Genomic DNA, 12,546 nt, shown 5'->3' on the forward strand with positions numbered 1-12,546 from the left:
TAAATTTCGTAAAAATCTCTTTAAAGTAAATGGATAGGTGTAACACATGTCCTGCTTGCATTGCTTGACACAAGCGGGGGTCAGTCCACGAACACCTGGTTTTCCTGCATGCGCAATCCAAGCGGGAACTTCTTCTGATACCAGCGGAAAGCCAAGGCAGGGTTGGCACAGTAGAATGTTGGCGCTAGCTTGATCCTCAAGCGCCTCGGGAGGAGGCGCAGCAATGGGAGATCAAATGATGAAAAAGATGTTGAGCGGCGCGGCCGTCGCCGCCCTGAGCTTTGCTTTTGTCGGTGAAGCCTTTGCAACTGAATGGAACGCATCAGTCTGGGGCAAACGTCGTGCCTTCACCGAGCATGTTGAAAAACTGGCCGAGCTTGTCAGCGAAAAAACCGGCGGTGAATTCACCATCAATGTCAGCTATGGCGGACTATCCAAGCCGCGCGAGAACTTGGACGGTATTGAAATCGGCGCCTTCGAGATGGCTCAGTTCTGTGCAGGCTACCACCGCGACAAAAACCGCGCGATCACTGTTCTGGAGCTGCCCTTCCTTGGCGTAAACAACCTGAAGGAGGAGGTGGCGGTCAGCCATGCGGTTTATGATCATCCCGCAGTCAAAGATGAGATGGCCCAATGGAACGCCCGCATCATCATGACCTCACCGATGCCGCAGTATAACCTGGTCGGTACCGGCGAGCCACGCGATGAACTGTCTGATTTTGACGGAATGCGGGTCCGTGCAACTGGTGGTTTGGGGCAAGCCTTTGAGGCGGTCGGAGGTGTTCCGACATCGGTCCCTGCAACCGAAGCGTTCAATGCCATGGAATCAGGTGTCGTCGACACTGTAGCCTTTGCCCAGCACGCACATCTGTCTTTCGGGACGATCAACGAAGCCGACTGGTGGACGGCAAACCTGAACCCAGGAACGGTAAACTGCCCAGTCGTGGTCAACATTGACGCCTATGAGGCCCTGCCAGCCGCGCATCGCGAGGCGCTGGACAGCTCGATTGATGAGGCGATTGACCATTACCTGACAAATTACGACGGATTGCTCGAGCAATGGGACAGTGTTCTGCAAGAAAAGGGTGTCCAGAAAGTCATGATCGATGATGCCGTGATCGCAGAATTCCGCACCAAGGCAGCCGACCCGATCCGTGAGAAGTGGATCGCGGAAATGACGGAACAGGGACTGCCAGCGCAGGATCTTTATGATCTCGTTCAGGCGACGCTGACCCAACAGCGCGGCGGCAACTGATCCTGAACCCGGGTGCCCAACGGGCACCCGGTACACTAATATTGGGGAACACCGGAATGGCAGGACAGGCCACAGTGCTGGTGGACGGAAGCCGTCTGAGCCAGCTGGATCAGAAGTTGTTGAAACTGGAGCGTTTTCTGGCGCTCATCAGCGGTTTCGCAGTATTTGGCTTGATGGTGCTCGCCGTTATTTCGGTCAGTGGGCGCAATGCCCTGAATGCCCCATTGCCAGGATATGTTGACTGGATCGAACAGGCGATGCCACTGATCGCATTTCTGGGCATTTCATATGTTCAGCGCGATGGCGGCCACATCCGCATGGACATCGTTCTATCGCGCCTTCACGGCAGGGGGTTGTGGCTGTTCGAACTGGTCTCGGTGGTTTTGATCCTGCTTCTGATGCTTGCACTGGTTTGGGGCAGTTGGTCTCACTTCGACCGCTCCTTTGACTTGGGCGCACCATTGTGGAGCCGCGACAGTTCCATTGATATCGGAATTCCATTGTGGCCGGCGAAACTACTGGCCCCCATCGCGTTTTCCGTACTGTGCCTGCGGCTTGCTTTGCAGGCTTGGGGCTATGGCCGCGCATTATGGCTGGGACTGGAAGCTCCGGTGGCCGTTCCGTTGATACAGGACGCGGCAGCACAAGCAGCGGCTGAGGCCGAACAGTTCGAAGGGCAGGACTGATTTATGGACACGATTGAAATTGGCCTCTGGGTCACGGGCGGGCTTCTGGTCTTTGTCGTGGTCGGCATGCGCGTGGCGTTCGCTGCGGGCTTGGCCGGGCTTATCGGGCTGGTTTGGATTTTTTGGGCCAAGTTTGGGTATGATCCTGCGCGGTTTGGAAAAGCGCTGACAGTTGCGGTCAAAACCGCCGGGCAAGTGCCGCATTCCAAAGTTGCCTCTCACACCCTCAGCCTGATCCCGACCTTTATCCTGATCGGGTATCTGGCCTATTACGCAGGGCTCACGCGGGCGTTGTTTGAAGCTGCCAAACGCTGGGTCGCCTGGGTTCCTGGAGGGTTGGCGGTTTCAACTGTTTTTGCCACCGCCGGTTTCGCCGCGGTTTCGGGTGCCTCGGTCGCCACCTCTGCCGTCTTTGCCCGCATCGCGATCCCGGAAATGCTAAAGGTCGGCTACAACAAACGCTTTGCTGCTGGTGTGGTGGCCGCCGGAGGAACGCTGGCCTCGTTGATCCCACCATCGGCCATACTGGTGATCTACGCGATCATCGTCGAGCAGGATGTCGGGAAGCTACTTCTGGCGGGGTTCATTCCGGGTGCTTTTTCAGCGATCATCTATGCCGTGCTGATTGTCGGGATCGCCGTGATCTTTAAATCCGTCGGTCCCCCGGTCACAGGCTTTACATGGAAACAGCGCTTTTCGGCCCTTCCCGGAGCCATTCCTATTGTCGCCGTCATCCTGATCATCATCTGCTTTGTCTATAACCCGTTTGGTGAAAAAGCGTGGGGCACACCGACGGAAGGCGGCGCAATCGGCGCCTTCATTGTCTTCTGCTTCGCCTTGTTCCACGGGATGCGGTGGAGTGAATTCAAATCCGCGCTGCTGGAAACGGCCAAGCTTACCGCGATGATCTTTTCGATCATCTGGGGCGTTCTGATCTATGTGCGGTTTCTAGGATTTGCAGACCTTCCCGGCGCCTTTTCTGACTGGATAACCGGGCTCGAGATGTCGCCCATGATGATCTTGATCTGCATTCTGCTGGCTTATGCCGTGTTGGGCATGTTCATGGATGCGATTGGAATGCTGCTTTTGACCTTACCTGTTGTTTATCCGGCGGTCATGGCGCTGAACGGCGGCGAAATGGTCAGTGCTGCAGACAGTGCGTTTGGCATGTCTGGGCCGATGTGCGCGATCTGGTTCGGAATTCTGGTAGTCAAAATGGCCGAATTCTGCCTGATTACACCGCCAATTGGATTGAATTGCTTTGTCGTCGCCGGGGTGCGTCCGGATTTGAGTGTTCAGGATGTCTTCAGAGGTGTGACGCCGTTTTTCGTGGCCGACGCCCTGACCATAGCAATGCTTGTGGCGTTCCCTGGTATTGTACTCTACCTGCCATCGCTTGCGGGTTAGGTGGGATGCGAGGCTCTGCCTCGCGCTCCGGATATTTAAAGCCAGATGAAGAACGGATCCCCTGCTTCATCTGGCTAATAAATATCCCGGGGAGGCGCCCGGCACGGGCGACGGGGGCAGAGCCCCCTTAGGTGCGCCTAACCGGCCCGCATCAGCATTCCGAACAGGTCGCGCGGATCGTCCGGGTCTGCCAGCATGTCCAGAGGTTCAAAGAATGCGGTGCTTTCGATCGCCTGCTTGACATAACGCAGGGCTGAGAAATCTTCAATCGCGAAGCCAACGCTGTCGAACAGGGTGATTTGGCGGTTGTCTGTGCGCCCTTTGGCAGCACCGGTCATGACCTGCCACATCTCGGTCACGGGATGATCAGCATCCAGCGCCTGAATCTCGCCCTCGATCCGGGTTTGCTCGGGATATTCGACGAAAATGTCTGAGCGCAGCAAGATGTCGCGATGCAATTCTGTCTTGCCGGGGCAATCGCCACCGATGGCGTTGATGTGGACGCCGGGACCGACCATGTTGTCGGTGAGGATGGTGGCGTTTTTCTTGTCTGCCGTGCAGGTGGTGATGATCTGAGCGCCTTCAATAGCATCTTCCGGCGTCTTGCATGGGACGACCGTCAGGCCCTTGCCTTGTAGGTTTGCGGCGCATTTCGCTGTTGCACCGGGATCGGTATCGTAAAGCCGCACAGTGTCGATCCCGCACATTGCCTTGAAAGCGAGGCATTGGAACTCGGACTGCGCCCCATTGCCGATCATGGCCATGGTTGTGGCATTCTTCGGGGCAAGATAGCGTCCGACCAGAGCCGACGTTGCCGCCGTGCGCAACGCCGTCAGCATCGTCATTTCGGTCAGCAGAGTGGGATATCCGGTGTAAACATCCGCCAGCAATCCGAATGCGGTCACAGTTTGCAGACCCTCGGAGGTGTTTTTGGGATGACCGTTCACGTATTTGAACCCATATGCCTCACCATCCGAGGTGGGCATCAGTTCAATCACACCGTGCGGAGAATGCGCCGGGATACGCGGGGTCTTGTCAAAGCTTTCCCACCGTTTGAAATCGGATTCGATTTGATCGGCGATCTGAACGATCATCTGTTCGACGCCAATGTGGTGGATCAAACGCATCATGTTGTCGACGGACACAAAAGGCACGAGTGCCTTGTCAGAAGGTTGCATCGTACTCTCCTATCGGCGGGCAAGGTGGACGCCTGCAATCATGCAGCGTACTGACCCACCAGCAGTTTCGATTGTTGGGACGGACAGTGGCAAAGGCGTTGCACTGGCTTGGATTATTTTGATTTGATCAGGGGTGAGGGCGCCTAACGCTCGGCTCGACAATGCCAGCACCAATCCATCGCGTCCCTTCAACTCAATTGCATTCCCCGCAAATTCGGCGATTTGGTCATGAGTCAGATCAATCACGGTTCGACCGGATTCCTCTAACCGATTGCGAATGGTCAAGCGACGGTCGGGGTCCGATATCATGTCGAGGCAGATTAACGCGTAATGAGTGCCGATCCCCATCAATACGTTGGTATGATAAACGTCCCTGCCTTTTGCGTCGCGGGCCTGAAAGGCAATTGGTTCATAGTTGAAATGAGTGCAGAACCGCTCCAGCAAGACCGGGTCGGCGCGATTGGACGTGACTGTATACGCGATGCGGGCAATGTGGTCCAACACCATCGCACCTGTCCCTTCCAGCGCAAGGTTGTCTTGTTCCAGCCCGGAATAGTCTATGACATCCTGCACGCGATACTCATGTTTGAGCAGTTCGATGACATCGGTTCGCCGCTCGCGTCGGCGAGACGGCACGAACATCGGGTAAACTGCTATGTGACCACCAGGATGTGTGGAAAACCAATTGTTTGGGAAAACGCTGTCGGGTGTGTCGAGATCGCCAAAATCATCAAAAACGTGAACAGTGATTCCTGTGTCGCGCAGGCGTTGAACTGCCTGGTCATGTTCATCTCTCGCAGCTTCCGACGTGGCTGCGGCCGACGTGATACTCAGCGTTTGAAACGCATTGTCATCGCGTGTTTCCGGGTTGGAGGCAAAGGCATGTGGCCGGATCATTACTGCTGCAGACGGTGCTTGTAGCGATAGCATCAGAAACTCCGGGTGGGGCGGTCAAAGACGCGACGGCCCATAAGTGAGGCGGCCAGATCGACCATCAGTTTTGCAGTGCGGCCACGTTCATCCAGAAACGGGTTCAGTTCGACAAGATCCAGCGAACTGACCAGTCCGCTTTCATGCAGCAGTTCCATGACCAGATGAGCCTCGCGCTCGGTCGCACCGCCAGGAACAGTGGTGCCGACGGCAGGGCGATGGCCGGGTCCAGGAAATCAACATCCAACGAAACGTGGAGAAGGGCGTTTTCAACTTTGACACGGTCCAGAAACGCCAGCAACGGGGCCTTGATCCCATGTTCGTCAATGCTGCGCATGTCGGCCAGCATGGCCCGGTTTTGTTCCAGCGCCGAACGTTCTGCCGGGTCGACAGAGCGTAGGCCGATCATGCCGACGCGGTCCGTTGGCACGATGGCAGGTAAGGAAGGAAATGCCTCGAACCCCGGCCTTCCTGTGAAATAGGCGACGGGTGTGCCATGCAGGTTGCCGCTGTCTGTGCTGTCGGGGGTGTGAAAGTCACTATGGGCATCCAGCCACAGAACGAACAGTGGGCGGTCAATCTTTGCAGCATAAGCGGCCATCCCGGTCACGGTTCCCATGGACAACGCGTGATCGCCGCCCATGAAGATCGGAATGCCCCGATCAGCCGCTTTCAGCGCGACCTTGCTCAGCGCTTGCGTCCAACCGATGCATTCGGGCAGCGCGAACAGGTGCGGATGTTCGGGCAAGCCGGTTTCTTCAGGTTGCACGTCGCCCCAATCGCAAACGGAGTGACCAAGATCTGTCAAAGCCTGATCCAGCCCGGCCACGCGATATGCGTCAGGACCCATTCGGCAACCCTGACGCCGTTTTCCGGCGTCCATCGGCGCGCCGACTAAAATGATGTTATTGCGTTCCATGTGGTCCATTTAGGCCGTCACTGTGTCTTGCGTGAAGAGCGCAAATTGCTCAAAATGGTTCAGGAAACTCCTTAATGAGAAAGTGATATGGACGAATTGGATAGTCGTCTGCTGGGCGCATTGCAGCGTGACGCGCGCGCCAGCCTGTCAGAGTTGTCGGAAACGCTGGGCGTAACCCGCACTACGGTGCGCAGCCGTTTGCAACGGCTCAAGCAATCTGGTGAGATCGTCGGTTTTACTGTGTTGACGCGTCGGGATCTGGCACAAAGCCCTGTGCGTGGGCTGATGATGCTAGAAATCGAGGGGCGCGGTACCGAGCGCGTGATGTCCCGGATCGGGGCCATGCGGCAGGTCACGGCGGTCCATTCGACCAACGGCAGTTGGGATTTGATTGCCGAAATCAGTACGGAAACTCTGGCCGAGCTGGACGAGGTTCTGTTTCATATTCGCAGGATCGACGGCGTTACACGTTCGGAAACGAACCTGCTGCTGTCAACGCGCAAGGGGCGGCTCTAGTGCTTTGAGATAAATGCGAATTGTGCCAGAGTTCGTGAGTAGACAGGGTGCGGCTTACCCTTAGGTAGGCTGCTTGCTGATTAAGGGTTCAGTATTTCCGGAAGGCTTGCGGCATGACCACATCTGATAATGGTGACGAACCTTTGGCCGAAAAGTGGGCCGAACGTCTTGCTGGTCTACTGGAGAAACCCTGGCTGCGCATCGCGATACCGGTCGTTATTACCGGGATTGCCCTTTCGGTTTTGCACGATCTGTCGGCCCATGTGAAATGGTCGGATGTCCAGACAGATATTTCGGCGACATCATGGAAGTTGATGTTTTTTGCGATGTGCTGGACAGCGTTCAGCTTTTTGTCGCTGTCGCTCTATGATGTGTTCGCGGTACAAAGCGTGGCGGATGGCAAGGTGCCGTTACCTGTGGCGGGGATGGCCGGAGCCAGTGGATACGCGGTGTCGAACTGCCTTGGATTTTCCTACATCACCGGAACCGCAATCCGGTATCGGATATACGCGTCGCTTGGCTTGGATCTTGGCCGGGTGGCTGGTGTAATCGCAACCTCATGGGTGGCGTTCTGGATGGGTCTGATCCTGATTCTGGGCCTGTTGCTGACCCTGCACCCGGATGGAATATCCAAGGTGATGCCCGTCAGCGAAACGGTCGAAACCACCATAGGATTGTGCTTGCTGGTTGCATTTGTCGCGATGTTCATTTGGCTGTCCAGCGGTGGCCGACGGTTGGCTGTTGCAGGTGTCGGTTTCGATTTGCCCGGAGGCAAACTGGCGGGCCTGCTGACGTTGGCTGCCATCGGCGACCTGTTTGGCGCATCCATGGCGCTTTACGTACTGATGCCGGATGATTTGGGGGTCGGGTACCCGTATTTCTTCACCATCTATATCGCTGCCATTGCCGTTGGATCCTGAGCCATGCGCCGGGCGGGATCGGCGTGTTTGAGGCGACATTGATTGCCGGTCTGGGGGCGTCGGGTCGTTCGGATGTGATTGCTGCGTTGCTGCTTTACCGGGTGGTTTACACTTTTTTGCCATTTGCAGTCGCCAGCCTTTCCATTGCCGTTGCATCGGTCTTGACCCAAAGACACATGATCGGCGGTGCCGCGGTTTGGGTCTATCGTGTGATCCGCCCCATGGTTCCAATGGTCGCGGCCGGGGTTGCCGCAGTGGCCGGGGTGATCTTGCTGGTGTCGGGCGCGCTGCCAGCGGGGGCGCAAAAGCTCGGCACGCTGAAAGATCTGCTGCCCCTGTCATTTGTCGAGGCTTCGCATCTTGCAGGCAGCGTCGTAGGCGTATTGCTGTTGCTGGTCTCGCGCGGGTTGTTCCGCAAGCTCTACAGGGCATGGGTCGTTGCGATGGTGTTGATGGGGGCGGGATTCTTTGCTTCGCTTGCAAAGGGGCTCGACATCCACGAAGCGCTTTCGATGCTGGGAACGATTGGTCTGCTGGCCATGTTTCGCGGTGCGTTCTACCGGGTCAGTGGCGCGTCGATATTTCGGTTGAACATCCCATGGCTGATCAGTGTCGTAGTTCTGCTGGCGGTGATTTTCTGGATCGGGCTGTTTGCATATTCGCATGTCGAATACCAAAATGATCTGTGGTGGCAGTTTGCTTGGAACGGTGACGCCTCGCGCTTTTTGCGGTCCAGCCTTGTCGTGGCCGTGATCGTGGGCATTGTTGCCATGAACTCTCTGTTCGGGCGTGAGATTCCGACACCACAGCGGGTTGAAATCCCAGAGGTTGTCGAGCGGCTAGTGATGGAGAGTGAGGATACGGAATCCCAAATCTCGCTTACCGGTGACAAGCAATTCCTGATCTCACCGGATGAGACCGCGTTTATTGCCTACGCCGACACAGGCAATGCGCTGATTTCGAAAGGAGAACCGGTTGGTGACGAGGGTGCCGGGCAGCAACTGATTTGGCAGCTTCGGGAAATGGCGGATCGCGAAGGTAAACTTTGCGCGTTCTACAGTGTCTCGACCAAATATCTGCCAACTTTTCTGGATCTTGGACTGTCGATCCTGAAAATTGGCGAGGTTGCGCGGGTTTCTTTGCACGATTTCTCGCTGGACGGAAAGTCGCGCAAGCGGTTCCGGCAAGCCAAGAACCGTGCTGAACGCGAAGGATATGTGTTCGAGATTGTTCCGAAGGAAGAACTGGCGCCTCTGTTGTCAGACTTGCGTGGGATTTCAGACCGCTGGCTTGCGCAAAAGGCCGGTGCAGAAAAGGGCTTTGCGCTGGGGGGATTTGATGATGAATACCTGTCCTATTTCGATCATGCTATCCTGCGTGATGGCAACACCGGCAAGATCATGGCCTTTGCCAATCTGTTCCAAGGGGGGAACAAGTCGGAGCTGTCGCTGGATCTTATGCGCTATGAACCCGATAGCCCAAGTTTCCTTATGGACGCTCTTTTCGCCGACATGATGGATTGGGGCGCGCAGCAGGGGTTTCACTGGTTTTCACTGGGTGCCGCACCGTTTTCAGGGATCGAAAACCGTCAGCTTGCTTCGCTTTGGAACCGCATCGGTGGGTTCGTTTACGAACATGGCGAGCAATTCTACCATTTTGAAGGCCTGCGCGCGTTCAAGCAGAAGTTCGATCCGGAATGGAGCCCGAATTATCTGGCCAGCCCCGGCGGGCTGGCCGCGCCCCGCATTCTGTATGAGGTCAATATCCTGATCTCGGGCGGATTGCGCGGGTTAACCAAGTAGCACTTAATTCAGGCTTGCGCGGGTTGGGGTTTTCTGCAGCAGATCGCCCCAGTCCGTGCGATAGGCCATCTCGGCCAGAACGGTTTCGGGCAGGAATTCCTGGTTTTGCCGGATCTGCCATCCGCCGCCCAGGCCCTTGTAAACCGCCACCAGATTGCTGGATACCTGCTGCCGTGCCTCGATCAGATTGGCCTGCGACCGCAATAGCGCGGTCTGGGTGTTCAGCACGCGCGAATAATCGGCAATGCCGTCTGTATACTGGCTGACGGCGATTTCGGCAGCTTTGCGTGAGGCCTCGACACTTTGTTGATAGAACCCGACCTGCTTACGTGCCTGCGCATAAGCGACCATGGCACTTTCAACTTCGGAATAAGCGGTCAGCACAGTGTTCTGATAATTCGCAATCAGCGCCTGATAAGCGGCGTCCTGCGCGCGAACATTGTTCTTGATGCGGCCATAGTTCAGCACATTCCAGACCACACCGGCACTGGCCAGACCGGTTGTGCTGCCACCGCTGAACAGATCGCGCCCGCCGGATGCCTGCAGCCCGATCGCGCCAGACAGGATGAATTGGGGATACAGGTCCGCCATCGCGATGCCCACTTGTGCCGATTGCGTGGCTGCCGCCAGTTCAGCCGCGCGCACATCCGGGCGGCGGCGTAGCAATTCAGCGGGAACGCCCACTGCCACATTTGCTCGGGCCGATGGAATGTGGCCGGAATACCCAACAGACCGGTCATGCGTGAAGGTGTCGTGCCCAACAACACCGCAAGCGCGTTCTTGGTCTGTTGCAAGTCGCTTTCCAGTTCGGGTACCAGCGCCTTAGTGTTGTTCAGCAGGGCGGTGGATTCCTGCACGTCCAGTTCCGTGGTGACGCCATTGTTAAACCGCAGCTGAGTCAGGTCTGCCGATCCTGCTGCAATTTGATGTTCTCACGCGCAATTGCCAGCGTCTCTTGCAACGCCCGGATATTGACGTAAAGCGCGGCGACATCCCCGGTCAGCGTCACCAACGCGTCGTCGTAATTCGCCACTTGCAGGGCCAGATTGGATCGCGCGGCCTGAACGCCGCGCCGCTGCGCGTCCAACTCCCACTGGGCATCGAAGCCGACTTGCGAGGTCGAGAATTCGGTATCCAGCGGGATGACGCGATTGACATCCGAAATCGGCCCCAGATTGTCGCTGATCTGGCGCCGTTCAAGCGAGCCGCCAATGGCCTGCGACTGCGGGTAAAGCTCGCCAAAGGCGATACCCAGTTGTGCACGGGCCTGCAAAACCCGCGCGCCAGCGACCTGAAGTGTCAGGTTCTGGGCGTAGGCCTCGGCAATCAGTTTGTTGAGGGTAGGATCATTGAATGTTTGCCACCATTTCACGACAGGCGCACTGCGCGACGTCAGCCCGCTTTGACCGGCGCTGGGGTTGTTGACCTCAATCCACTGTTTCACGACCGGTGAGTTGGGGCGCACGAAATCCGGCCCAACGGGTGTGCAGGCCGCGAGTGGCGGCGCAAATGGCGGTTCCCAACAACCTGCGGAGTGTCATGGCGCGCATCCTCAGATATCCAGGGGTCGGATGAAGTTGGCGAAGGAATAAAGGCGGATGTTGATGCGCCTTAGAAACTCAAAACTTTTGCCCTGGCCTGTATAGATTGCCACAGCGGCATGGCCGCCCGCTGGGAAGATGTGGTCTTCCGGCACATCGACGGTGATCTGAACCGCAATCCGACCGGGCAGTTTGGGCAGCTCGAAACCGGGCAGGCGGCCCGACGGGATGAGTTGCCCTTGACGGGTGGCCCACCAGATCGCTTCGACCTTGCCCGTCAGGATTTCACCGGGATAAAGATCAAGCGCGACTTCGACCTCTTGTCCCGGTTCGACAAATTTCAGGTTCTGCTGGCGGAATGTGGCAAGGATATAAGGGCTTTCATCAGTCACGAAGCTGGCAATCGCACCCAACCGGACGTCACCGACTACCAATCCGGGGCGGGCCTGCTGTGAGACGATCATGCCATTTTCAGGCGCATAGATTGTTGTGTTTTCCAGAAAATACTCGGCTTCGGCCAATTGCGCCTGCGCCTGAAGGATGCCCGTGTTCACGCCGTCAATCTGCGATTCCAGCGCCAGTTGAGCCTTGGTCAGGTTGGCCCCAGCCTGTTTGACGGCGGCCTGATCTTCCGTCACCTGTTCGTTCCATCGATCCAGATCGTCCTGACGGGCGCCTCCGGCCGGAACAAGATTCTCATACCGCGCCTGTTGGGTTTGCGCATAGGCCAATTGCGCATTGGCCCGTTCGACAGCTTCGGTCGACGCAATGACATCCTGTTCAAGGATTTTGGCATTCTGCTGTGCCGCCACCAACTGGGCCTGCGCATTATCGACCGCCAGCGAAAACACCGTATCATCGAACCGATACAGCGGATCGCCCTTTGCGACCGGTGTATTCGGTTCAACAAGAACCTCGGACAGAATCGTCGGCTGTGTCAGCTTGGGGATGATCTGTATGGTCGAACGTACCACGTGGCTGTCTGCTGAAAACGGCTGAAAGCGCAATGCCACAAGGAAGATCAACAGCAGGTGTGCACCCACAGAACGAAACAATGCCCCAGGCAATGTTGAACTTCAGCCATTCCAGCTTGAAAAAAATGAGCCAGACGAAAATGATGTAGAACAGCGTGATGCCGAGGGCGACGAACATAGGAATTAGGGTCCTTCGGTCTTAACTGGGTTGTGTGTCATCTGTGTCCAGACGATCCTGGTATTCGGGTTTGACCCTACCGCCCAGGCGTTTGATTTCATCGCGGATGGCATCTTTTTCCTCGTCCGGGCCGCGGCGAATATCGACCGTGACGCCATCGTGGAAAGCCCACATGAAGGCGTGAACCCAAGGCACGACAGCCAAAAACCCCATCCATCCCATGATCTTTACGGCTTCGGC

11 protein-coding genes and 2 pseudogenes are annotated in these 12,546 nt (G+C 56.8%); 6 read left to right on the top strand and 7 right to left on the bottom strand.

Annotation, left to right across the window (positions count from 1 at the left end; genetic code table 11):
- The first annotated feature begins 238 nt into the window (after nucleotides 1-238).
- From ACR3FC_RS16640 to ACR3FC_RS16650, 3 genes are read left to right on the top strand one after another with little or no spacing between them, the layout of a single operon-like run.
- Nucleotides 239-1,255, top strand: a complete 1,017-nt coding sequence (locus ACR3FC_RS16640) for a C4-dicarboxylate TRAP transporter substrate-binding protein (protein ID WP_480476952.1) — start codon at nucleotides 239-241, stop codon at nucleotides 1,253-1,255.
- Between the two features lie 56 nt (nucleotides 1,256-1,311).
- On the top strand, nucleotides 1,312-1,941 hold the full coding sequence (locus ACR3FC_RS16645; RefSeq protein ID WP_480472339.1) for a TRAP transporter small permease subunit: 630 nt from the start codon (nucleotides 1,312-1,314) through the stop codon (nucleotides 1,939-1,941).
- A 3-nt stretch (nucleotides 1,942-1,944) separates the two neighbouring features.
- The gene (locus tag ACR3FC_RS16650) at nucleotides 1,945-3,348 is read left to right on the top strand and encodes a TRAP transporter large permease (RefSeq protein ID WP_480476702.1); all 1,404 of its coding nucleotides are present in this window, start codon (nucleotides 1,945-1,947) and stop codon (nucleotides 3,346-3,348) included.
- Nucleotides 3,349-3,485: 137 nt separating this feature from the next.
- On the opposite strand, the gene ACR3FC_RS16655 is transcribed toward ACR3FC_RS16650, so the two are convergent.
- From ACR3FC_RS16655 to rocF, 3 genes and pseudogenes are all read right to left on the bottom strand, one after another.
- Entirely contained in the window at nucleotides 3,486-4,526 is a 1,041-nt protein-coding gene (locus ACR3FC_RS16655; RefSeq protein ID WP_480476704.1) for an ornithine cyclodeaminase, read from the bottom strand.
- Between the two features lie 9 nt (nucleotides 4,527-4,535).
- Nucleotides 4,536-5,456, bottom strand: a complete 921-nt coding sequence (gene ctlX / locus ACR3FC_RS16660; protein WP_480472341.1) for a citrulline utilization hydrolase CtlX — start codon at nucleotides 5,454-5,456, stop codon at nucleotides 4,536-4,538.
- Nucleotides 5,456-6,375 (bottom strand): annotated as a pseudogene (gene rocF / locus ACR3FC_RS16665) (arginase). Before rocF ends, ctlX begins: the two are co-directional and overlap by 1 nt.
- An 87-nt stretch (nucleotides 6,376-6,462) precedes the next feature.
- Here rocF and ACR3FC_RS16670 point away from each other — a divergent pair.
- From ACR3FC_RS16670 to mprF, 3 genes are all read left to right on the top strand, one after another.
- Nucleotides 6,463-6,891 carry an Lrp/AsnC family transcriptional regulator gene (locus tag ACR3FC_RS16670; RefSeq protein ID WP_480472343.1) on the top strand — a complete coding sequence of 143 codons (429 nt, stop codon included), beginning with the start codon at nucleotides 6,463-6,465 and terminating at the stop codon, nucleotides 6,889-6,891.
- 113 nt (nucleotides 6,892-7,004) lie between these two features.
- On the top strand, nucleotides 7,005-7,811 hold the full coding sequence (locus tag ACR3FC_RS16675; protein WP_480476706.1) for a lysylphosphatidylglycerol synthase transmembrane domain-containing protein: 807 nt from the start codon (nucleotides 7,005-7,007) through the stop codon (nucleotides 7,809-7,811).
- Nucleotides 7,812-7,834: 23 nt separating this feature from the next.
- Entirely contained in the window at nucleotides 7,835-9,613 is a 1,779-nt protein-coding gene (gene mprF / locus ACR3FC_RS16680; protein WP_480476708.1) for a bifunctional lysylphosphatidylglycerol flippase/synthetase MprF, read from the top strand.
- A 3-nt stretch (nucleotides 9,614-9,616) separates the two neighbouring features.
- On the opposite strand, the gene ACR3FC_RS16685 is transcribed toward mprF, so the two are convergent.
- The 4 genes and pseudogenes from ACR3FC_RS16685 to ACR3FC_RS16700 form a co-directional block, all read right to left on the bottom strand.
- Nucleotides 9,617-10,297, bottom strand: coding sequence for a TolC family protein (locus ACR3FC_RS16685; RefSeq protein WP_480476710.1), 681 nt, complete (start codon nucleotides 10,295-10,297; stop codon nucleotides 9,617-9,619).
- Between the two features lie 214 nt (nucleotides 10,298-10,511).
- A complete protein-coding gene (locus tag ACR3FC_RS16690; RefSeq protein ID WP_480476712.1) occupies nucleotides 10,512-11,057 on the bottom strand; it encodes a TolC family protein in 546 nt (181 codons plus the stop codon).
- A 108-nt stretch (nucleotides 11,058-11,165) separates the two neighbouring features.
- On the bottom strand, nucleotides 11,166-12,209 hold the full coding sequence (locus ACR3FC_RS16695) for an HlyD family secretion protein (protein WP_480476714.1): 1,044 nt from the start codon (nucleotides 12,207-12,209) through the stop codon (nucleotides 11,166-11,168).
- Between the two features lie 118 nt (nucleotides 12,210-12,327).
- Nucleotides 12,328-12,546, bottom strand: a pseudogene (locus ACR3FC_RS16700) (DUF3302 domain-containing protein); the annotation flags it as partial.

The organism is Ruegeria sp. AF3 (assembly GCF_056536285.1).